Annotated in this window: 20 protein-coding genes; 16 read left to right on the plus strand and 4 right to left on the minus strand. The window is 50.1% G+C overall.

The window, feature by feature from the left end; genetic code table 11:
• Positions 1-4 precede the first annotated feature (4 nt).
• Together BN4_RS05770 and BN4_RS05775 are read left to right on the plus strand one after the other, a co-directional pair.
• Positions 5-952 carry an ATP-binding cassette domain-containing protein gene (locus BN4_RS05770; RefSeq protein WP_015414432.1) on the plus strand — a complete coding sequence of 316 codons (948 nt, stop codon included), beginning with the start codon at positions 5-7 and terminating at the stop codon, positions 950-952.
• The gene (locus tag BN4_RS05775) at positions 945-1,604 is read left to right on the plus strand and encodes an ABC transporter ATP-binding protein (RefSeq protein ID WP_051053231.1); all 660 of its coding nucleotides are present in this window, start codon (positions 945-947) and stop codon (positions 1,602-1,604) included. Before BN4_RS05770 ends, BN4_RS05775 begins: the two co-directional genes overlap by 8 nt.
• Before the next feature lie 329 nt (positions 1,605-1,933).
• Here the strand turns inward: BN4_RS05775 and hpsH are convergent, their stop codons facing one another.
• The 4 genes from hpsH to BN4_RS05795 form a co-directional block, all read right to left on the minus strand.
• A complete protein-coding gene (hpsH, locus tag BN4_RS05780; protein ID WP_015414434.1) occupies positions 1,934-2,863 on the minus strand; it encodes a (2S)-3-sulfopropanediol dehydratase activating enzyme in 930 nt (309 codons plus the stop codon).
• 102 nt (positions 2,864-2,965) lie between these two features.
• Positions 2,966-5,461, minus strand: coding sequence for a (2S)-3-sulfopropanediol dehydratase (gene hpsG / locus BN4_RS05785; protein ID WP_015414435.1), 2,496 nt, complete (start codon positions 5,459-5,461; stop codon positions 2,966-2,968).
• Positions 5,462-5,856: 395 nt separating this feature from the next.
• Entirely contained in the window at positions 5,857-7,302 is a 1,446-nt protein-coding gene (locus BN4_RS05790) for a sigma-54 interaction domain-containing protein (RefSeq protein ID WP_015414437.1), read from the minus strand.
• A 31-nt stretch (positions 7,303-7,333) separates the two neighbouring features.
• Entirely contained in the window at positions 7,334-8,062 is a 729-nt protein-coding gene (locus BN4_RS05795) for a sulfite exporter TauE/SafE family protein (protein WP_015414438.1), read from the minus strand.
• A 143-nt stretch (positions 8,063-8,205) separates the two neighbouring features.
• Between BN4_RS05795 and BN4_RS05800 the strand changes: the two genes are divergently transcribed.
• The 14 genes from BN4_RS05800 to BN4_RS05875 all read left to right on the plus strand — a co-directional run bounded on the left by BN4_RS05800 (position 8,206) and on the right by BN4_RS05875 (position 21,939).
• Positions 8,206-9,042 (plus strand): amidohydrolase family protein, encoded by an 837-nt coding sequence (locus BN4_RS05800; protein ID WP_015414439.1) that lies wholly within the window; start codon positions 8,206-8,208, stop codon positions 9,040-9,042.
• Between the two features lie 582 nt (positions 9,043-9,624).
• Positions 9,625-10,647, plus strand: a complete 1,023-nt coding sequence (locus BN4_RS05805; RefSeq protein WP_041720146.1) for a TRAP transporter substrate-binding protein — start codon at positions 9,625-9,627, stop codon at positions 10,645-10,647.
• A gap of 30 nt (positions 10,648-10,677) precedes the next feature.
• On the plus strand, positions 10,678-12,561 hold the full coding sequence (locus BN4_RS05810; RefSeq protein WP_015414441.1) for a TRAP transporter large permease: 1,884 nt from the start codon (positions 10,678-10,680) through the stop codon (positions 12,559-12,561).
• Positions 12,562-12,910: 349 nt separating this feature from the next.
• Positions 12,911-13,216: an ArsR/SmtB family transcription factor gene (locus tag BN4_RS05820; protein WP_015414442.1), complete on the plus strand. Its 306-nt coding sequence runs from the start codon at positions 12,911-12,913 to the stop codon at positions 13,214-13,216.
• Between the two features lie 33 nt (positions 13,217-13,249).
• Positions 13,250-14,347 (plus strand): permease, encoded by a 1,098-nt coding sequence (locus BN4_RS05825; RefSeq protein ID WP_015414443.1) that lies wholly within the window; start codon positions 13,250-13,252, stop codon positions 14,345-14,347.
• 22 nt (positions 14,348-14,369) lie between these two features.
• A complete protein-coding gene (locus BN4_RS05830; protein WP_015414444.1) occupies positions 14,370-14,600 on the plus strand; it encodes a thioredoxin family protein in 231 nt (76 codons plus the stop codon).
• 286 nt (positions 14,601-14,886) lie between these two features.
• A complete protein-coding gene (locus BN4_RS05835) occupies positions 14,887-15,306 on the plus strand; it encodes a thioredoxin family protein (RefSeq protein ID WP_015414445.1) in 420 nt (139 codons plus the stop codon).
• 7 nt (positions 15,307-15,313) lie between these two features.
• Positions 15,314-16,012, plus strand: a complete 699-nt coding sequence (locus tag BN4_RS05840) for a cytochrome c biogenesis CcdA family protein (protein ID WP_015414446.1) — start codon at positions 15,314-15,316, stop codon at positions 16,010-16,012.
• A gap of 325 nt (positions 16,013-16,337) precedes the next feature.
• Positions 16,338-16,685 (plus strand): ArsR/SmtB family transcription factor, encoded by a 348-nt coding sequence (locus BN4_RS05850; protein WP_041720709.1) that lies wholly within the window; start codon positions 16,338-16,340, stop codon positions 16,683-16,685.
• A gap of 17 nt (positions 16,686-16,702) precedes the next feature.
• A complete protein-coding gene (gene arsB / locus BN4_RS05855; RefSeq protein ID WP_015414448.1) occupies positions 16,703-17,806 on the plus strand; it encodes an ACR3 family arsenite efflux transporter in 1,104 nt (367 codons plus the stop codon).
• A gap of 9 nt (positions 17,807-17,815) precedes the next feature.
• The gene (locus BN4_RS05860) at positions 17,816-18,274 is read left to right on the plus strand and encodes an arsenate reductase ArsC (protein WP_015414449.1); all 459 of its coding nucleotides are present in this window, start codon (positions 17,816-17,818) and stop codon (positions 18,272-18,274) included.
• A gap of 21 nt (positions 18,275-18,295) precedes the next feature.
• Positions 18,296-18,721: an arsenate reductase ArsC gene (locus BN4_RS05865; RefSeq protein ID WP_015414450.1), complete on the plus strand. Its 426-nt coding sequence runs from the start codon at positions 18,296-18,298 to the stop codon at positions 18,719-18,721.
• Positions 18,722-19,314: 593 nt separating this feature from the next.
• A complete protein-coding gene (locus BN4_RS05870) occupies positions 19,315-19,767 on the plus strand; it encodes a (2Fe-2S)-binding protein (protein ID WP_015414451.1) in 453 nt (150 codons plus the stop codon).
• 9 nt (positions 19,768-19,776) lie between these two features.
• The gene (locus BN4_RS05875) at positions 19,777-21,939 is read left to right on the plus strand and encodes a xanthine dehydrogenase family protein molybdopterin-binding subunit (protein ID WP_015414452.1); all 2,163 of its coding nucleotides are present in this window, start codon (positions 19,777-19,779) and stop codon (positions 21,937-21,939) included.
• Position 21,940: the final 1 nt, after the last annotated feature.

Here is a 21,940-nt window from a genome sequence, read left to right on the forward strand (position 1 = left end):
AACCATGCTTGAAATCTCCAACATGTCAGTAAAATTCAGCAGCTACTCAAAGGGACTAAAACGACGAACCGTTCCCGTTATTCGGAGTCTGGATCTCTCTGCTCACGCTGGAGAGATCGTCGCCATCGTCGGGCAATCAGGAGCAGGCAAGAGCCTATTGGCACATGCCGTCCTGGGGATACTCCCCAGAAACTCGAATCTTTCCGGCGAAATCCATTTCAAGGGTGCAGAATTGACTCCAAAACGAATTCGTCAGCTTCGGGGCCGGGAAATAGCTCTCATTCCCCAATCTGTTTCCTTTCTGAACCCACTTTTGAAGGTTGGCACGCAGATCGCCCGTGCGGGTCGACTCAATGGACTTTCCCTTCAAAAAGCCCGTGAAACATCGCGAAAAGCTCTTCATCGATACGGATTGCCACCCAAGGTCTCCCGTTGGTTTCCGTTCCAACTTTCCGGCGGTATGACACGACGAGTACTCACAGCGACAGCGACCATCGGAACCGCAGACCTTCTGCTGGCGGATGAACCAACCAACGGGTTGGACATGCAGACCGCACGGGAGACCTTGCGTCACCTAAGAGAACTGGCGGACACAGGAAAGGCCGTGGTTCTCATCACACATGATATAGAATTAGCGCTGGAAGTCGCTGACAAGGTATCGATATTTTGTGGCGGAGTGACGGTGGAAGAGGCACATGTCTGCGACTTCAGTAACTCCGTCCAGGATATGAACACTGGCTCAAGTGGCCTGCGTCATCCATATTCCCAGACACTCTGGATGGCGCTTCCCCAAAACCAATTTACCCAGGTTGCTCTCGACCACGGCGCACATTTATCTCACAAAGGATGCACGTTCAACGCCTTTTGCGACCGCGCAGATGACAACTGTCGATGCAACCTTCCCAGGCTCACTCCGCTCAACTCGGGAAAGGTACGGTGTTGGCGTGCTTGAGGGCAAGAATCTGTCATTTCGATATGGCAAGCGGCAAGAATGGATTTTTCAAGCCCTGGATATATGTATTGCTCCGGGGGAGCGAGTAGGCCTCCCCGGTCCCAGCGGCCGAGGAAAATCAACCCTTTCAAAGGTTCTCGCCGGTTACCTTGTACCACAAGAAGGCATTGTCACCATTGATGACCACCCTAAAAATGACAAAAGATTTAACCCTGTACAAAGACTTTTCCAGCACCCTGAATTGGCGGTCAACCCACGCTGGAAGATACGTGATATCCTAAAAGAAACCGGTACACCTTCTGACGAGATAATGCACACTCTGCAAGTCGACCAATCATGGCTTGATCGATACCCCCATGAACTTTCCGGCGGTGAACTACAACGAATTTGTCTGGTACGGGCGCTGGACTCAAGAACAAAATACCTTCTCTGCGATGAAATGACCTCCATGCTTGACGCACTGACCCAAGCATCCATCTGGAAGGCCGTGCTGAATATCGCGGAAGCGAGAAATCTCGGTTTATTGGTCATCAGCCATGATACATCACTCCTCAAGCGAATCTGTGAACGTTCTCTTTCGTATTTCGAAATGGCATGCCAAGAGTCATGTATCAAATCCGATCTCCCAACTTTCAACCGGCAAGAAAATTAATCCGACCAACAGAATGTATACAAAAAAACATTTCTTGCCTTATGTCAGAAACACAACATCGCACACGACCAGGAACTGAGGGACCTATGGCCATCATCTGTCTTGAAAACGATAGAACGACTCGGTCCTTTGTCTATGATATACAAAGGCTTAAAGCGCATAAAGCTGCTCAAGAACACTTTCAGATAAACAGTTCACAAGAACCAAAACCGCCTATCCAAGCCACTATTCGTTATGCGAAGTCTTCAGCCTCTGCATGAGTGCCTGTCGAATATTCCTTTTCAAAAAAGGGTCATGTGCTTCTTTAAAATGAAAAAATCGGACTTGTTTTATTCGTTGAAGGCTTCGACAATTTTTTTGAGACCACCGAAAACGGCGGTATCAAGCTTGAGGTCGAGAGGAAGCGGATATTCTCGTCCTGTATTTTCATACTTTGGTTGCCCCATTCTGTGATACTCGAGAATTTCAAATTCAACTTTATCGCCAGGTAGGCCAGAGAGGAAATCAATGATTTCGTGCACATCCTCCTCAGTATCGTTGAATCCGGGGATGATCGGTGTGCGAACCCGCACCTGAAGAGAAGGAAAATCTTCTCGAATCCGCTTCAGATTTTCAAGAGGACGTTCATTGGACATTCCGGTGTAAGCCTTATGCTTTTCCGGATTCATTGATTTGATGTCGAACATGAGGGTGTTAACAAATGGGAGTGCTTTCTTCATTTCGTCATAGTCAGTCACGCCGCACGTTTCGACTGCGGTGTCCAAATGACGATGCCGTGCCTCACGCAACAGGGCCGTGGCAAACTCGGGCTGCTGAAACGGTTCTCCGCCGGACAGAGTCAGCCCACCACCCGATCGGGCATAAAACATTTCATCCTCTTCCACGCGCTTCAGAGCGGCATCCACTGTCATCTCTTCACCGTAGGTGATCAATGCGCCCGCAGGACACGCTTCGGCACAGTCGAGGCACTGTGCGCAGAGTTCTCGATCGATGTCGATCTTACCGTCCTCACCCTCAGTAATCGCACCGATGGCGCACACTTCTGTACAGCGAACACATTTATCCAAGCCGAGGCATTTATTACGGTTATAGGCTAGTTCAGGCTTGAACGCCTGGGATTCCGGATTACTGCACCACTTACAGCGCAAAGGACACCCTTTGAGAAAGACGATGGTGCGAATACCTGGACCGTCATGGACAGAATATTTCTGGATTGAAAAAACAGTACCGGTTGTTTTCTTGTCAATAAGGGAGCTCATTCATTTACCTTTGCACGGTTGGAGCGGGAAAGAGAGGGACAGGAGCGGCTTTTATAGCCGCCCCTGTCGGCTTCATCAAGGATTAGGAGGCCTTGCTATGCACTAGATTGTTTCGTGAGCGGTCCGACGGATCAGATCGTCCTGCAGGTCTTTGGACAGATCGCAGAAGTATGCGGAGTAACCAGCGATACGCACGATCAGGTTACGGTACTTCTCCGGCTCCTGCTGAGCAGCCTTCAATGTCTCGGCGTTAATAACATTGAACTGAATGTGCCAGAGACGCAGGTCGCAGAAGGTACGGATAAAATCCACAAGCTTCTTAGTGCCTTCAGCGCCTTCCACGCACTTGGGGGTAAACTTGATGTTTACCAGACGAGCGGCACGCTCACGGAAGTTGAAGTTCTTGGTTGTATAGTTCGACAGCATAACTGCGGTGGGACCGTTCTTGTCTGCGCCATGGGAAGCGGAGGAACCGTCCGACAGAGGTGTCCATGCCTGACGTCCATTCGGAGTGGCGGAAACGACCTTACCGAAGGGAACATGCGATGTGAACGGCACATAACGAACATCGAGGTGAACACCCAATTCCTGCTGATACTTGTTGGCAAAGTCCACGCAGGTATGGTCAAGATCCTTGGCAATCGAATCGACGTATGGATCATTATTTCCGAAGCAAGGAACATTTTGCAGCATGGCACGAACATCTTCCTTGCCCTCGAAGTTATTCCGGCAAGCTTCGATAACTTCTTCCATAGTCAGCTTTTTTTCTTCAAAAACCAACTTCTTGATGGCAGACAGGGAGTCTACAACAGTACCGACACCCATGAACTCAAAATAACCGAGGTCAATGCCTTCGGGGACTTTGGGCTGGTGCAAATCCACAGCATGTTTCATGCACAGGTCATGCATGGCGGAGCCAAATGGCGTCGCAAAATGATTTTTGCGATTATTGATAACATGATACTGCTGAGTAAAGGCAGTCTTCAGGAAGTGAATCTGCTGGGTTTTGAAGGCAGTATAAAACTCTTCCCACGTTTCAAAGGAAGTAGGGTCCCCAGTTTCGATGGAGAGGAGTTGATCGCCGTACTTCTGCATCCGGCCATTATACATGGCCATCTCCAGGGCTGCGGCAAAGTTGATGTATGCATTACCGGATGTATAAGTATCGCGATTGGGCATACGGATCTCGGCACAACCGGAAACGGCGTAATCATAAATCTCTTCGAACTTGGCTCCCTTGGACAGATGCAGGGGAATGACCTCTTCATCGTTAATAAGTTTCGGGAAACCAGAGCCTTCCTTGATGGTTTCAGCAACTTCGGCAAGAAAACGTTCAGGAGAGCGGGCATGAATACGGGCGGCAAGGTCCGGGTAATGGTGTGGGAACTCCCGCTTGGACCGCAGGAAAAGGTAGGTCAGTTCATTGGTGGCGTCGATGCCATCCTTGGTCTGTCCACCGACAGTGACAGCCTCCCAGTGGGCGTATCCTTCGTTGAAGGCACCACCTTGAGGAGATATATAGAGGTCTATGAACTGAGCCATGCCAACATACATGCACTCAATTAATTCAATGGCCTGGTCATCGGTCAGGATTCCGGCTTCAACATCCTGCACGTAGTAGGGATAGAAGTACTGGTCCATTCGTCCATTGGAAATAATGGTACCGGTTTTTTGCTCAATGCGGGAAAACATCTGGGTGATCCACTGAGACTGTACAGCCTCGCGGAAGTTACACGCGGGGTGCTCGGGAACGCGACGGCAGTTGGCAGCAATCATTTCCAACTCGGCCTTGCGGGTCGGGTCAGATTCTTCGGAGGCCAGTTTTTCAGCCAGATCGGCATGACGGTTCGCCCACAGGATGACGGCATTGCAAACGCGAACAATAGCCTCGTAGAAAGGCTTTTTCTCTGCGTTATCTGTAGGAGACATGGGATCAAGGGCATCCAGGTGTTCCTGGGCCTCATCACGAATACCACCGAAGCCACGCTTCAGAATCTTTTCGTAATCGTGTACCCACTGCAAAGAGGAACGGAAGGAAGATGTCTCATTAACGATGAAACGGGAATTCAGCCCGTCAGGGTCATCGTAGGTCAACTTGTGAATTTCTTCCGGCAGCGCAACATTGAGGGCTTCGTGATATGTCTTCCCCTTCCAGAATGGAGCAATCTCCTCAACAACAATGCGCGTGTCTTCTTCGGTAATGGAGAAGGGAGAACCTTCGCGTTTGGGCAATTCTTCGACTGCCATATCCAGAAAATCGCCGTCCAGCTCGGGGTACAGAATACCATAACGCCCCTGGTAACCAGCGCGACCGGCCAGCAGCTGATCATCATCAATGTAGACAGTGATATTCGCGGCAACGTGCTCCATGGCCTTGGCCCAACGAAGAATGAGCGATTCGCCTTCGGTTTCCTTCATGGACTGGGTGAAATACAGGGCGCGCTCAACGTCGATCTGCGGCTTCAGATTTTCGATACGATCGAGAATCCTGAAGACGCGGGCATGATTCTTGCGGAACTTGTCCTCTTTGCCCTCTATACGATCCTGCAGGCGCTGTTCATGCGGGGTCATGGTCTCGCAGCAATGCACATTCAACATTGATCCTACTCCTTGTGTGTTCTATGTGGGTGCTTTCACGATGGGAAAGCTCTGTTGCAACCCTTCGCCATCCGGCGACAACTCTCTACTGGCAAAGGGTGTGCCAAACTCCACAAATACAACAAAATCCACATAAGTAGCTAGAATCAAAAACTTAAAATCAAATCGCCACCACACAACCAAATCATGTGTCAAGGCTGGACCACATCCTCAAGATGCAGTTTTGCATCGTGCCACCTCAGCAATAGAGATTTCCAATAATTTCAGATTAGTATAAAAACGGTGCACAATTGCATCGTGATGCAATTGTGCACCACCCACCATCTCTCACCCAAAAGAAAAGGCCGTCCTGTCAAACAGGGCGGCCTTCGAACACAACAGTGTTAACTCAAAAATCAGTTTTCACGCTCATCGCCGGACAAACCAACCTTCTTGAGTTTTCGAAAGATTGTTGTCCGATTGATTTTGAGCCGCTCAGCGGCTTCGGTCATCGAACCGTACCGTTCAATGGCGTGCAATAAATACTGAGCTTCCACCTCCGCCATAATCGTTTTGAAATCCTTTCCCTGCTCATTCTCGATATCAAATCCGATCTGCCCCGGTTCACACTGCATGGCAGAGGAATCAAGCATCCGCATAGGGAGGTGCCGCAACTCCACACGCTCATCATGGGTGGTGACAGCCAGGCTATGCATCAAGTTCTCCATCTCGCGGATATTCCCATCCCAGCGATAATTGAGCATGGCCTCCTCCACCTTGGCCGAGAGCTTGAGGTTACGCTTGTATTTGGTATTGAACTGTTTGCGAAAGTAGAAGAGCATGGCATGGATATCCTCACCACGCTCACGCAAAGGGGGTATACGTATAACCGCCACATGGAGACGGTAAAAAAGATCACTCCGAAAATTTCCCTGCCGGACCTCTTCCTCCAGATCTCTGTTGGTAGCCGCGATGATGCGCACATCGATCTGGCGTGCCCTCGTTGCTCCGACCCGCTGTATTTCACTATTCTGAAGCACCCGAAGAAGCTTGCTCTGCATGGAGAGTGGCAACTCACCTATCTCGTCGAGGAACAAAGTCCCCTTATCCGCCATCTCAAACATCCCGGCCTTGCCTCGAGAATCTGCGCCGGAAAATGCTCCGGGCGCATAACCAAACAGCTCTGATTCAATGAGATTCTCCGGGATTGATGTACAGTCGACCTTGAGAAATGGTTGTCCCTTGCGCGTGCTCTTCTCATGCACCTCGCGAGCCATGACATCCTTTCCCACGCCGGTCTCGCCGAGAAACAAAATGGTGGCATCAGTCCTTGCCACCCGTCTCACCTGATCATAGAGGTCCACCATAACGGAACTGGAAGGCTGATACAGACTCTCATTATGCTGTTGGATCTCATGTTTATACTTATTGATGAGCTGTTTTTGGGCGACCACCTGCTCCTTGAGCTGGGAGATCAACGCAATATCGCGCACAAATGTGACAACCAACTCCACATCCTCGTCATAATCAAAAATGGGATGAGCCATGAGGACGACCTTGCGCCCTTTATTGGTCATTTGCACTGCGGTGGCTGCCTTCTTGGTCTGCACCACCTTGGCGTTCAGAGCGAGATCAAAGACCCCACTCTCAACAAGGTCTTTGACGTTCTTGCCAACAATATCCTCGGACTTCAGGCCGGTCAGATTTTCGTACATTTCGTTGACAGTCAGGGTTTCGCCTTTGTTGTCTGTAATATACAAACCGTCCCGCATAGTATCAAAGACCTGACACAGATAGCTGGAAATCAAATATTTGTTCTTTGATGCAATGCGGCGAGACCGCTTTCCCGTATTATTCTTCATGTGCGTCCTTTCCGACTCGGGAGTTCTTTCATCAGAAACAGGAGAGTATCACTGATACCCCGGCGGTCATGATCACGACCAGAATGATTTTTCGGTATACCGCCTGTGTGACACATCGTGAAGCCAGTATCCCCACACCCCCGCCCACAAGGGTTGCGGGAATTCCCATGGCCGAATAGTTCAGAGTCTCCATAGTCTCTGAGCCGGTGAGAATCTGCCCTACCAATAGAGTAATGCCTGATAACACAAAGCAAGCCCCCAACATTCCTTTAGCTGTTTTCTGTTCCCAACCGCCCATGGAAACATAAACCGCAAGCGGCGGGCCATTAAAGCTGAACAACGCTCCAAGCATGGTAGAGAAAAACCCCGCAACGACTCCCCATCGGCCATACGACCGCCCCTGAACCACAATGCGTTGTCGCAACAAAGAATCAATGCCGTAGAACACGAGAAACAGGCCCATGGCTAATCGGAGCCATTCATCCGGTATGGACTGCATTATCAGCATCCCCGCCGCCACACCGAGCACGCCACCCGAAGCGACAAAGCGCATGGCTCGCCATGGGATGTGATGACGGTACACCCAGGCCATCTGGAGATTGAGCATAATGATAATGGGCATGGCGCTGACCACCGCCGTCTCCATGGGAAGGACTGTTGTCACCACGGGCATGGCGACCATTGCAGCACCGAATCCGGCAAGATTATTGACCACTCCGGCAGCGAACCAGGCAGCACAAAAGATGACTGTATCGAACATGGTTTTAAACTAGCAAATTACCTGCCATGTTCTGTTGCGCGATGCAATCGGATAAAAGGAAAGAGCTTCGAATCAAATGCATGGTATGGACCTTGCTTTATCTGGGTGCGCAAACGCGCAGCCAACCATAAGGAGTTATTTCAATGAAGGTTATTGATTTCAGATTCAGGCCCAATACCCCAGAAGTCATCACCGGCATCGCCAACAGCGCCATGTTCAAGGACTTGTGTGAAGCTATCGATTTCCACAAACAAAAAGCAGAACCGTTTGACCAGATTATCGAAGGACTTGATAAACATAACGTGGTCAAAGCCGTCATTACCGGCCGCGATTGCGAGACCACATACGCATCCATGGCCAACGGCAATAGTGCCGTGCTCGACTTCTGCACGAAAGCACCTGAAAAATACTTTGGATTCTGGGGTATTGATCCACACAAGGGTATGGACGCCATTTACGACCTGCAACAGGCCGTGACCGAGAATGAAACCATCAACGGAGCTGCCATAGACCCGTACCTGGCTAAGATTTATCCCAATGACGCCAAATATTATCCCGTCTACGCCAAGTGCTGTGAACTCGACATTCCCATCATTTTCACCACCGGTACTGCCAGCTTCGTACCGGGCGCGGTCATCGACCATGTGGCCCCACGCTACATCGACTTTGTTGCCCGCGACTTCCCTGATCTCAAAATCATCATGAGCCACGGAGGGTATCCGTGGGTCAATGAATCCATTATCGTGGCTCAGCGCAACAAGAACGTGTTCATTGAATTCTCCGAATATGAGCTGTGGCCCATGGGTCATGTCTATGTCGAAGCAGCTAATACCACCATTCCAGACAAGATCATGTATGCCAGCGCCCACCCATTCATCGATTACCGTGAGCAGTTGGGAAAGTATGCGGCACTCCCATTTGCGGACGATGTCAGAGAGAAAGTGATGTACGGCAATGCTGCCAGAATTCTCGGACTGTAAAACTTTGCTTGCCCTCAGGCTAAACGGCATATGCAGTTAGGCCAATGCCTTGGTCGAAAGGCTCGGCCAAGGCATCTTTTAAGAGCCAATATCCTTGTTTTCCTGACTCGTAAAAGCTCATTAAACCACTCCCTCTCCCATGGCCGCCAGCGAATAAAAAGCTTAGTGCCTTCCTGTCTGACCACAAAATATTTTTCTTACCCACCAAAAGACAGACGATGCAAAAACGCACCATGTTGCAACTTTGCATCAAGTTTAAAACTTGTGTAAATTAAAGTATTTAATCGAGATGCTACAAAAATGTATCGTGACCAATGCAGGTTTGCAACGTCCGACGGTTATTGATACGTCTTATCCACTGCACCGGGATCACATAGTCTTCACCAATCGCCCTCTCCCTACTACCGCTTGTTTTCATTTAACTTTACCCGGTATTGATACGTCATCTAAAAAATCATGACTGTTTTAGTCAGATTTTTTCACTGATAATGAATTGTTTCACAAAGCTGGCACATCATTTGCTCAAATGGGGTTAGGTAATGGTTTTCTATTATTCTTTCAGTATTTTATCCTTTTGGGGGAATGGTGTTTAACAGTACAACAATAAAGCGGGTGTTCCTGGCAACCTGTCTTTTGCTCCTGGTGACTGGGTGCAAATTCGGCAGGAACCATGACGACGGCGTCATAAAAATTCGCCTGGCCCACCCCATGGCTCCGGGCAACAATGTGACCCTGGGCTATGAAAAATTTGCGGAACTCGTGAACAAAAAATCGGGCGGAACCATCAAGGTCGAGGTATACGGCAGCAGTATGCTGGGCAGCGACCGCGTGGCCATGGAATCCGTCCAGCGCGGTTCGCTGGAAATGGCATCCAGCTCCTCGCCCAATATGGCTAATTTTTCACCTTACTTCATGATCTTCGATCTGCCATACATCACAGACATCAAATATCAGCAGAAGATTTATAATGCTCTGGACGATGGCCCGCTAGGCTCCTTTTTCAATCGTCTCGGCGAAGAAATCAATCTCAAACCTATCATGTTCAGCGAATATGGCTACCGTAACTTCGTAACCACTGATAAGCCCATCTCCACGGTCGATACTCTCAAAAAGCTCAAAGTGCGTGTCACTGCTTCTCCGGTCGAGATTGAGGTTGCCAACGCTCTCAGCATGAGTCCGACTCCCATCGCCTGGGGCGAAACATACACAGCCATGCAACAAGGCACTGTCGATGGAGAAGGCAACACTTTCTCCCTTTTATCTGATGCCAAGCATGATGAAGTTATCCGCTATGCTGTCGACTCCCGACACAACTACTCCATGCACATCCTCATGGTGAACAAAGATTACTGGCACGATCTTCCTGATAACGCCAAGAAAATCATCAATGAAGCCGCTCACGAGGCTCTTATTTATCAGCGCTCCATCACAGCTTCCCTTGAAAGGAAGGTGGAACAGAAATTCCTTGATCAGGGCATCAAGGTCCATAAGCTGACGCCCGACGAACTCGCCGAGTACAAAGCCAAGACCCGTCCTGTCTGGGACCTGTTTGCCGACAGGATTCCGCCCGAACTTTTCACCATGGTCCAGGAAATCCAGCAGTAGGCTGGTCCCGAAAGACATAAGGAATATCTCATGGAACACGTAATACCGCCGACACATACTACCGAAGAAGCGCCAAAAAAAGGGCTAATCAGCTGGATCGACGAGAATATCGAGAAGCCCTTCCTTTTTATCGGGTTACTCTCCATCATCCTGATCATCACCTTTCAAACCTTTTACCGCTACGTCATCACACAATTCACCGATGGCGCGGGGTCCGCAGTCTGGACCGAAGAGCTTGCACGGTTCATTTTCATCTGGATCTCATATCTGGCAGCTTCCATTGCTATCAAACGCCGTGAGAATATCCGCGTCGATTTCATTTATGACAGGCTACCCAAGAGCTGGCAGCCAACGTTCTGGATCGTCAATGACCTCTGCTATCTGGTGTTGGGCATCGTGGTTTTGGTCATGGGAACCGACCTTGTCAGCTTCCAAATCCGCTTCCCGCAGATCGCCCCGGCCCTTCAGATCCCCTACTACATCCCCTATATGATCCTGCCTATCGGGTTTGGTCTCATGAGTATCCGGCTCGTGCAGGATATCATGAAGGAGATCAAGACTGCTGGCATCAAATCCCTCGGAGCTGCCATCGTGATCACTGCGGCCATCTTCGCCCCTGTGATCCTCGGCATTGACATCGCTACCACCACCATTCTCTTCGGCTACTTCGCCCTCTTCCTGGTAGTCGGCGTCCCCATCGGCATCAGCCTCGGCTTGGCTTCCCTGGTCACCCTGATCGGCTCCGGCACGCTGCCCATCGATTACATAGCCCAGGTTTCCTTTACTTCGATTGATTCATTCCCGATCATGGCGATCCCGTTCTTCATCGCCGCGGGTATCTTCATGGGGTCCGGAGGACTGTCCACCAGACTACTGAATCTGGCCGACGAATTGCTCGGCCCCCTGCCCGGTGGCATGGCTCTCGCAACCATCGCTACCTGCATGTTCTTCGCGGCCATATCCGGCTCCGGCCCGGCCACTGTCGCGGCCATCGGTTCGCTGACTATCCCGGCCATGATCGAGCGTGGATATGACAAGTACTTTGCCTGCGCGATTGTTGCCGCAGCTGGTGCTATCGGGGTCATGATCCCGCCTTCCAATCCGTTCGTCATTTACGGTGTCGCCTCCCAAAGTTCCATCGGCAAACTGTTCATCGCCGGTGTCGTTCCCGGTGTACTCACCGGACTTGTTCTGATGGGCTTCAGCTATTGGTACTCAAAGAAAAAAGGATGGATGGGCGAAGCCAAAGAACGTTCCGTCACCTCCATCTCCAAGGCTTTTTGGGATGCCAAACTTGCGCTGATGGTTCCGGTCATCGTTCTCGGTGGCATCTATGGCGGCTTGATGACTCCCACCGAGGCTGCCGCCGTTGCAGCCTTCTATGGCCTGATCGTCGGTCTCTTCGTCTACAAGGGGCTCAACATGGGCAACATAGTGGACGCCTTCATGGAAGTCTGCTCAACCTCGGCCATCGTCATCATCCTCATGGCCATGGCAACCGTGTTCGGCTACGTTATGACCGTTGAGCAGGTTCCAGCCAAGATCGCATCCTTCATCCTTGGTGTCACGGAAAGCAAGATCGTCATCCTGCTGCTCATCAACGTCCTGCTGCTCATCATCGGCACCTTCATGGAGGCTCTGGCCGCCATCGTCATTCTCGTACCGATCCTGCTTCCAATCGTGACCAAGGTCGGTGTCGATCCTGTCCACTTCGGTATCATCATGGTCGTCAACCTTGCCATTGGATTCGTGACCCCACCAGTCGGCGTCAACCTATTCGTGGCCTCAAGTGTCGCCAAAGTGAAGCTGGAGGATATCTCCAAACAGATTCTGCCGATCCTCGGATTGATGATCCTTGTCTTGCTGGCGGTCACCTACATCCCGGAAATATCGTTGATATTCGTCGGCGACTAGCGATTCACAAACTCACTCATGCCCTCCGTACAGGAACTGTTCGGGGGGCTTCTTATGCGGCCCCACGTCAAGGAGGATGGACCTCGTTGTCCATCTCAATGGAGGTCATGGCAAAACTGAAACAAGCAAGAACTCATGTTCCTTTCCAAGAAAAAATCCTTATTGCAACGTATATCCAAAAAACCAAAACAGACAGCCCTCCCCAATATATTGGACATAAGTTCCCACAGACCTCTTGCCTCGTCCAACCTTCTTTCCAACACAGGCCCTCCTTCGAAAGAAGTTGAATTATCCACAAAGAAATATTCCGTTCTTGACAAGCAAAACACTTGGCAGTATTGCCAAATGAATGCACACGGATATTGTCATAACAAAACAATTCAAGGAACGCGCGAAGATCATGAAGGCCATGGCACACCCTTCACGACTCATGATGGTTGATGCTCTCTCCCACGGAGAAAAGTGCGTGTGTGACCTGCGGGAACTTGTTGGATCGGACATGTCAACCGTCTCCAAGCATCTCTCTGTCTTGAAAAAGGCTGGCATCGTGGAGGATGACCGTCGCGGGAAGCAAGTTTATTATCGTCTACGAGTTCCCTGCATTTTAAATTTTTTCCATTGTATTGAGTCTGTTCTGGACGCAAATAAGCAATAATTTTTTTAGCTAAACACTTGGCGGAATAACCAAATGAAAGATGTGAAGACTCCATCAAACAAGACAAATGAAGCGGAACAAAACGTCGAACCAGAAATAGCAATCAAAGGGAGCGGGATAATGCTCCAGCTTGCACTCGGGGGTATCGCAGTTGCTGTATGGTATGGAATATACAGTCAACTACTGCCTTTTGCCAATTGGTTCGCATATTCCCTCCTGGGTCTTTCTCCCCAAAGCCATCTGGGCTCCGCTATTCAATTTTTCGTTTACGACACGCCAAAAGTACTCATGCTCCTTTTGTTGGTGGTCTTTTTCGTTGGCATTGTGCGCTCATTTGTGACGGTCGACTGGACGCGACGGATACTTGCAGGAAAGAAGAAATCTATTGGTAATATTCTCGCAGCGCTCCTTGGGGTTGTCACACCATTTTGTTCCTGCTCGGCTGTCCCCCTGTTCATCGGATTCATGACTGCCGGAGTGCCACTTGGCGTTACCTTTTCCTTTCTCATCTCAGCTCCAATGGTTAATGAAATTGCTCTTGTCCTGCTTTATGGTTTGCTTGGGTGGAAGGTTGCCGCGCTGTATTTTGTCACAGGCATCAGCGTGGCCATCGTTGCTGGCTGGGTGATGGGGCGCATGAAGTTGGAAGCTCATGTCGAAGATTGGGTCATGGCTATCCGTGCGGGAGAAAGTGGCCTTGATGATCAACAGATGACTTGGAAGCAACGATTTCATTCTGCGCTTGATTCGGTCAGGGACATCGTCGGACGAGTGTGGAAATTTGTCGTCATTGGTATCGCCGTTGGAGCTGGTATCCACGGCTATGTACCGGAAGGGTATCTGGCAGGTATCATGGGCGATTCAACATGGTGGTCGGTGCCACTTTCAGTCGTCATAGGCATCCCGATGTACACCAATGCCGCAGGAGTCATTCCCGTGGTAGAAGCATTGCTCGGCAAGGGGGCGGCCCTCGGCACTGTCTTAGCCTTCATGATGAGCGTCATTGCGCTGTCTTTCCCGGAAATGGTCATCCTTCGCAAGGTACTAAAACCTCGTCTCATCGCCATCTTCATTGGCGTTGTGGGCTGTGGCATATTGTTTGTCGGCTACCTGTTCAACGCTATAATTTAAATAAAGAACAAAGGAGATTATTATGAAAATTCAAGTCATGGGACCAGGGTGCCCGAAATGCGCTGAAGCGGAAAAGAACGTCAAAGAGGCTGTCGCAGAAAGCGGTCTTGAAGCAGAAGTCGTGAAGGTCTCTGATTTTCAGGAAATAGCTTCCTTCGGCGTCTTCTCCACACCTGCCGTGGCAATCGATGGTCAAGTCAAGGTCGTTGGCAAAGCTCCCAGTAAAAAAGAAGTGCTGGAGTGGCTGAAATAATTCATCAACAAGACAGACTTGTGTTCTTTCGGACAAAATCTGCGCTCATGCCTGCACAAAGTTCATCGTCGCCTCTCCGAAGACTGCCGACATGAGCGAACTTCCCGAGAGAACCGACTGGCGGCGACTCGGTAGCACACTCAGATGACCGGTTTCGTCAGAGCTGGAGAAATATCTAAAAAAAACAATAAAACTGTCGGATTAAGAGTGACAAAAAACCATTCTTGATAGCCAGAAAAACTCTCCCACAGAGAACCTTTTACCATCTCCAAGGAGACAATTCGTTTTGCAAAAAATCATTTCTCTCACTCTCAGCCTCATGCTGCTGGGAGTATTTCTTGTTGCCTGCTCCCAGGAAACACCCATACCGGAAAAGGAGGTCTCATCATCTGACCTGATTTCGGGCAAACCACAGGACCTGCCGGTTCAAGGGATGGTTACCATGGTAGACATCGGTGCTCATGAGTGTATCCCATGCAAGATGATGACACCGATAATCGAAGAGCTATCCCAGCAATATGAAGGAAAGGCGGTAATCGCATTCATTGATGTCTGGGAACATCGTACGGAAGGCTCAAAGTACGGCATCAGCTCAATCCCCACGCAAATATTCTATGATGCTCAAGGCAAAGAACGCTTTCGCCACGTCGGCTTTCTGGATAAAGACAGTATCGTGAAAAAACTGGCTGAACTGGGCGTTAAGTAGGTCCACAGTGGATCATATATTCGTTCTCATCAATCAATGGATGACATCCGGGATTCTGCTCGGAGCATTGGGGTGCTTTCTTTGGGGCATGGTCAGTGTTCTGTTCAGCCCCTGTCATCTGGCTTCAATTCCACTTATCGTCAGCTATGTGGCAGGACAAGACAAGGTCATTGAGGGACGCCAGGCCACAATGTACGCTCTCCTCTTCACCAGCGGCCTGTTCATCACAATCGCGTCCATAGGCATAATCTGCTCCCTCCTTGGTCGTATGCTGGGTGATGTGGGGTCCTCCTGGACTCTCGTCGTCGGCCTGATACTCCTGTGGGTATCTCTGGACATGCTTGGCGTGTCCAAGTGCTCCATGTCCGGCGGAATGATGTCCAAGTTGAAAGTGAAGGGAATGCTTGGCGCTTTCATCATCGGACTCGCCTACGGAATCCTTTCGGGTTCATGCACATTCGGCTTCATCGCCCCTATCCTGGCTGTCATCACGGTACAGGGAAAGATTCTTACGGGACTCACCTTTATTCTTCTCTTCGGCATAGGCCATTGCATCCCTATTGCTGTGGCGGGAAGTTCCACAGCCATGGTCAAAAAACTCCTTGCCAATACAGCATGGCAACGAGGCGGTTTGCTGTTTCGACGCATCGCAGGCACGACAATTGGCTTCTTGGGGATATATTTCATAGCCCAACCTTTTTTCTAGGAGTCACGAGCGAACCTTTTGATTCTGGGAGTATATTTCAGACAACAACATTTTTGATTCAATGAATAAATTGTCAAGGAAAGGGGAAAAAATCGCTCCCAAAACATCTTTCATGCTCACGCGACAAGCTCCGTCTTCATAAATGCAACAGGCCACCGCCCCATGGCTTTCACCTGCCAAAGCAGCAGGCCATGACCGGCCCTCCATATGAATATTTCTTGAAAACAGAATAAAATCATACTCGCTTCCCTTTCGTTTCTGAAAATATCAACCACTCAACATTTTACCTATTGACATATCCGCATATGCGGATACGATGCATCTCATGGAACAACTTGCTGAACGCCTCAAAGGTCTTTCCGACCCAACCCGTCTTCGTTTACTGGCTCTGCTTGATTGTGGAGAACTCTGCATATGCGACCTGATGGAAGCCTTGAGCCTCCCGCAATCCAAGGTGTCGAGGCATATGTCATTTCTGAAAAAAAGTGGATGGGTGACCAGTCATCGAAAAGGAAAGTGGGTATATTACACACTCGCCGATCCTGACGACCAACTTCAAGTCGCCATATTGACGACTCTGCGAGAATACCTTCCCAACCTTGCGGTAGGGGCTGAAGACCATGAACGCCTGAAACAATACTTAAAAATCAAGAACGCCGACTCGTGCGGCTAACCAATCAAGGAAAAATCATGTCCGAATCGGTTGTAAAACGGCTTTCCTTTTTGGATCGTTATCTGACACTCTGGATATTTTTGGCAATGTTCATCGGCGTTGGAGGCGGCTTTCTTTATCCTGACATCAAAAATGTTATCAACTCATTCCAGATCGGTACAACCAATATCCCCATAGCCATCGGTCTCATCCTGATGATGTACCCACCACTGGCCAAGGTAAAGTACGAACAGTTGGGAAAGGTCTTCCGAAATTACAAAGTCCTGGCTCTCTCCCTGGTCCAAAACTGGATCATAGGTCCGGTGCTCATGTTCGGTCTCGCCATAACGCTCCTCTCGGGGTACCATGAATATATGGTTGGCCTGATTCTCATCGGTCTCGCACGGTGCATCGCCATGGTCATTGTCTGGAACGACCTTGCCAAAGGCGACAGCGAATACTGCGCAGGCTTGGTCGCATTCAACTCAATTTTCCAGGTTCTGTTTTTCTCTCTCTACGCCTATGTTTTCATCACTATCCTCCCAGGCTGGTTCGGCCTCAAAGGTGTTGTGGTAGACATATCAATGGTCCAAATAGCCGAAAGTGTTTTTATTTATCTTGGCATTCCCTTCCTTGCTGGCATGATCTCCCGGTTCATCGGCATCAAGCTCAAAGGCAGGGAATGGTATGAAACAGTCTTTATCCCGAAGATTAGCCCGCTGACGCTCGTTTTCCTGCTTTTTACCATCTTCGTAATGTTTTCTCTCAAGGGAGATAAAGTCGTCCAACTGCCGTTCGACGTAATCCGTATCGCGCTGCCTCTGGCAATCTACTTCCTGCTCATGTTCCTTGTTTCCTTCTATCTGTCCTACAAGGCGGACGCGACCTATGAGCAGGCCACGACGCTGAGTTTCACGGCTGCATCCAACAACTTCGAACTCGCCATTGCTGTCGCCATTGCCGTCTTTGGCATCAACTCGGGTGAGGCATTCGCGGCCGTGATAGGACCACTTGTCGAAGTCCCGGTCCTGATCGCCTTGGTTAATGTCGCCATCTACTTCAAGAAGAAATTCTTCCCTCATGCAATTGAAACGATCAATGGCGTGTGTCATGTCAAATGCGAAACCTCGGTCATAAAATAGGAGCCTGTCATGGAAAAGGTATTGTTCATTTGCGTCCACAACAGCGCACGCAGCCAAATGGCGGAGGCATTTCTCAAAAAGCATGCAAACAAAGACGAAATCGAAGTTGAAAGCGCCGGCTTTGAACCCACAGAGATCAACCCTTTTGTCGTCGAAGTCATGCAAGAGGTCGGAATAGACCTCTCCGAAAAGAAGACACAGTCGGTTTTCGACTTGTTCAAAGCAGGCAAAATCTACTCTTTTGTGATGACGGTTTGCGGTGAAGGAGACGGTCAATGCCCTGTTTTTCCCGGAATGGTTCACAGACTGCATCTCCCCTTCCCTGATCCTGCCGCAGTCGAGGGGACGAAAGAGGAAAAGCTGGCACAAATTCGACTCATTCGAGATGATATTGAACGAAATATTATCCACTTTATTGAATGGAGCAGGTCTGGGATGCAGAATCCTTTGGACCTTGTCGGGAATTAAAAAGCCGAAAAAGGACATACCATGAATATTCTCTTTTTATGCACTGGCAATTCATGCAGAAGCCAGATGGCTGAAGGTTGGGCAAAGAAACTCAAGGACGAGAGCTTTCATGCTTATTCAGCCGGAGTCGAAACGCACGGCCTGAATGAAAGAGCTGTTACTGTCATGAAGGAAAGTGGGGTCGATATATCCGACAACAAGTCCAAGCTGGTCTCCGACCTGCCGAACGATATCGAATTTGACTACGTTGTGACTGTCTGCGGGAATGCCAAGGAGACATGCCCATTCTTTCCGGCCAAGAGCAAGGTTGTTCATGTCGGTTTTGACGATCCGCCTTCACAGACCAAAAGCATGAAGAACGAAAATGAGATTCTCGATGTTTACCGCCGTGTTCGTGACGAAATCAAGGAGTTCATCCTGACATTGCCCAGTGCACTCATGGAATAAGAAAAAAGCTGCCCTCGCAAGGGGCCCATACTCACGGACTCACAGTCAACAAAACGGCCCTGCTTTTCATCGCACACTCTGAGAATGGGAGAATATTGCTCAAAACATAATTGTCCGGCTGAAGACCTCACTATATTGAGACATACAAAGCCCCACGAATGTATTCATAAAATTCAGCCCTCCTCTTTGATATTCTCTTTACATTCAAAAAATCATCAACATTACCCACTCTGAGAAAAAACATTTGTCCAAATGGCAAATGTTTTTTCTCTTTCCCCACCCTTCCAAAACGTATCAGCCAACAAGCCCCAACACTTTTCTTCCCTGCAGATGCATTCTCCCTGAGACTCTCTCCACAGCCGAAGCCCCCATAAAAAGGCTGTTTATAATAGTGCTCAAATCCAGAGAGTTTATTGTATGCTTAACATGTCATAGGCATCATCGGATAGGTAATAAAACAAGAGAGTTAGAATCAGTTGATCTCTTTCATGAATAGGACTTCCAGGAGTAACAGGAGTCCTCTCGGCATAAAACGCATGGCAACCGCTTGTCGAATTGTCATATTTATCAATGAATAGCATAAGGGAGGTCTGATGATTTCATTACATGTCAATGGGAAAGTCCATGAAGTAGACGTCGAGCCTGATACCCCTCTGTTGTGGGTTCTGCGCGATAACCTGGGCATCACCAGCGTCAAGTATGGCTGCGGCGAGGGAATATGTGGTATATGCACGGTTCTCATCGATGATGCGGCCGAGCGGTCATGCTCCATCTCCGTGGAAAGCGCGGCAGGGAGCAAGATTCTGACCATAGAAGGCCTGCCCGAAGACCATCCTGTCAAGGTAGCCTGGACTGAAAAGCAAGTCCCACAGTGCGGCTACTGTCAACCGGGTATGATGCTGCAAGCGGTAGACATACTCTCGAAAAACACGGCCATATCAGAAAAGGAAATGGCCTTGGCCATGGACGACTTCACCTGTCGCTGTGGCTCCCATCCGAGGGTAGTCCCAGCCATGAAACAGGCTGCCAAGTCTATGAAAAAATAGGAGAAAATCATGACAGAAAATATAACCAGACGGAATTTTCTGAAGAAAAGTTTCCTTGTCTTGGCCGTTGCAGCCACACCGGGTGCCATGGCCCTCATGAATCTTTCTCCTGCATTTGCCAAGGATGCCACACCATTCAAACCCCATGCCTTTCTCGAAATAGCACCGGACGGCGGTATAACAATCTGGGTGGGCCAAACCAATCTGGGACAAGGTACACACACCGGAATCGCCATGATCATTGCAGATGAGTTGGATGCGGACTGGGCTGATGTCAAAGTCCGCATGGCTTTGGCCTCGGACGCCTTCAAAGACCCACTGTGGGGTATTCAGTTAACTGCCGGAAGTACCAGTATTCGAAACCGTTGGGACCTACTTCGCACTGTTGGAGCGGCTGCCCGGCTCATGCTCATTCAGGCTGCGGCGACCAAATGGGGAATTCCGGCTCAGGACTGCACGGCTCGCTCAGGTAAAATCGTCGCTCCTGACGGCCGCATTCTCGGATACGGCGAGTTGACCGAAGAAGCCGCCAAACTTGATATTCCAGCCAAACCGGCCTTCAAGACCGTTGACGAGTACTCCATCATGGGCACCTATCGCCAACGTCTCGATATGGAAGACAAGGTGCAGGGGCGAACGATTTTCGGGTTGGACATTCAGATCCCGGACATGCTCATTGCTGTCCTGGCTCGCCCTCCCAGATATGGAGCAACGCCTGAATCCTTTGATGAAAAAGCGGCCATGGCAGTCAAAGGTGTGGAAAAAGTCCTGCCATTGGATGACAAGGTCGCGGTTTTTGCAACCACGACCTATGCCGCAATCAAGGGACGTGATGCCTTGGCCGTCCAATGGTCACGAGGCTCTCACCCGGACCTAAACGATGCATCCATTGCAGCTCTGTTCCGCCAAAAGATGGCCTCTCCCGGAGCCATTGCCGAAGCCCTCGGCGATACGGAAAAAGCTTTGTCCGGGGCTGCCGCGACAGTAGAGGCTGCGTATTCCGTCCCCTGGGTCGCTCACGCCCAATTGGAGCCGAATAACTGTACTGCCCATGTGGAAGCAGACCGTTGCCGCATCTGGGCCCCAACCCAAGGGCAGACGGCTGCCTTGGATGCTGCCAGAGAGGTGACAGGACTCCCCCTGAGCAAAATAGAGCTGATGACCACCTATTGTGGCGGTGGTTTTGGGCGCAGAATTGAAGCAGACTATGTCACGGAGGCGGTCGCCCTGTCCAAGGCCGCCAACAGGCCGGTCAAAGTCATGTGGACCCGTGAGGACGACTTCGCAGATGACGTGTATCGCCCGGCCAGCACCTGCGAAATCAAGGGAGGTCTGGATGCAGACGGCAACCTCGTTGCCTGGCGTCACAAGATTGCGTCGCAATCCATCTTTTCAAGAGTACAGCCGGATTCCGTGAAGGATGGCATAGACAGCTCATCTCTACAGGGACTCCCGGACATGCCCTACAGCCTGCCTAACCGTTTAATTGAATACTCCCTCATCGACCTCCCCATGCGTGTGGGTTGGTTTCGATCCGTGGCTTATTCCTACAATACCTTCTTTGTCGAAAGTTTCATGGATGAACTGGCCCTGAAGGCAGGCAAGGACCCGGTTGAGTTTCGCCTGGCCCGACTGGAAAAAGGGTCACGGCCATACAATGCTCTGATGACCCTCACTGAAAAAGGTGGCTGGGAAAGCCCACTCCCCGCAAACCGGGGGCGTGGCGTGGCTTTATGCAGCTGCTTCGAAAGCGTGGCTGCACATATGGCCGAGGTTTCTGTTGACCCCGTCAATGGGCAGGTAACCGTCCATCGACTGGTCGCCGTCGTCGACTGTGGCACTTCGGTTTATCCCGATGGCATCACGGCCCAGATGGAAGGCGGAGCAGTCATCGGCATGAGCCTGGCATTCAACGAAGCCATGCGATTCGCTGACGGTGGAGTCGGCACATATAACTACAGCGATTACCCATTACTCAGCATGACCCAAGTACCTGAAATTGAAATATTCATTGAGGATAGCGGAGCCAAAGCTGGTGGCATAGGCGAGCCTTCCGTTCCTTCCGTAGCCCCAGCTATCGCCAATGCGATCTTTGCGGCCACGGGTATTCGTTTGCGAGACCTCCCGTTCAAGACAGACATCCTAAAAAAGACAGATGCATCCATGTCCTGAT

Origin of the sequence: Pseudodesulfovibrio piezophilus C1TLV30, assembly GCF_000341895.1 — a bacterium.
Classification (GTDB): Bacteria; Desulfobacterota; Desulfovibrionia; order Desulfovibrionales; family Desulfovibrionaceae; genus Pseudodesulfovibrio; species Pseudodesulfovibrio piezophilus.

Excerpts from the sequence above, each read along its gene's own strand:
- BN4_RS05870 (WP_015414451.1), top strand. The coding sequence starts at position 19,315 with ATGATTTCATTACATGTCAATGGGAAAGTCCATGAAGTAGACGTCGAG.
- BN4_RS05800 (WP_015414439.1), top strand. The coding sequence starts at position 8,206 with ATGAAGGTTATTGATTTCAGATTCAGGCCCAATACCCCAGAAGTCATC.
- BN4_RS05810 (WP_015414441.1), top strand. The coding sequence starts at position 10,678 with ATGGAACACGTAATACCGCCGACACATACTACCGAAGAAGCGCCAAAA.
- BN4_RS05790 (WP_015414437.1), bottom strand. The coding sequence starts at position 7,302 with ATGAAGAATAATACGGGAAAGCGGTCTCGCCGCATTGCATCAAAGAAC.
- hpsH (WP_015414434.1), bottom strand. The coding sequence starts at position 2,863 with ATGAGCTCCCTTATTGACAAGAAAACAACCGGTACTGTTTTTTCAATC.
- BN4_RS05865 (WP_015414450.1), top strand. The coding sequence starts at position 18,296 with ATGAATATTCTCTTTTTATGCACTGGCAATTCATGCAGAAGCCAGATG.
- arsB (WP_015414448.1), top strand. The coding sequence starts at position 16,703 with ATGTCCGAATCGGTTGTAAAACGGCTTTCCTTTTTGGATCGTTATCTG.
- BN4_RS05860 (WP_015414449.1), top strand. The coding sequence starts at position 17,816 with ATGGAAAAGGTATTGTTCATTTGCGTCCACAACAGCGCACGCAGCCAA.
- BN4_RS05875 (WP_015414452.1), top strand. The coding sequence starts at position 19,777 with ATGACAGAAAATATAACCAGACGGAATTTTCTGAAGAAAAGTTTCCTT.
- BN4_RS05795 (WP_015414438.1), bottom strand. The coding sequence starts at position 8,062 with ATGTTCGATACAGTCATCTTTTGTGCTGCCTGGTTCGCTGCCGGAGTG.
- BN4_RS05805 (WP_041720146.1), top strand. The coding sequence starts at position 9,625 with ATGGTGTTTAACAGTACAACAATAAAGCGGGTGTTCCTGGCAACCTGT.
- BN4_RS05820 (WP_015414442.1), top strand. The coding sequence starts at position 12,911 with ATGCACACGGATATTGTCATAACAAAACAATTCAAGGAACGCGCGAAG.
- BN4_RS05850 (WP_041720709.1), top strand. The coding sequence starts at position 16,338 with ATGGAACAACTTGCTGAACGCCTCAAAGGTCTTTCCGACCCAACCCGT.
- BN4_RS05770 (WP_015414432.1), top strand. The coding sequence starts at position 5 with ATGCTTGAAATCTCCAACATGTCAGTAAAATTCAGCAGCTACTCAAAG.
- BN4_RS05825 (WP_015414443.1), top strand. The coding sequence starts at position 13,250 with ATGAAAGATGTGAAGACTCCATCAAACAAGACAAATGAAGCGGAACAA.
- hpsG (WP_015414435.1), bottom strand. The coding sequence starts at position 5,461 with ATGTTGAATGTGCATTGCTGCGAGACCATGACCCCGCATGAACAGCGC.
- BN4_RS05830 (WP_015414444.1), top strand. The coding sequence starts at position 14,370 with ATGAAAATTCAAGTCATGGGACCAGGGTGCCCGAAATGCGCTGAAGCG.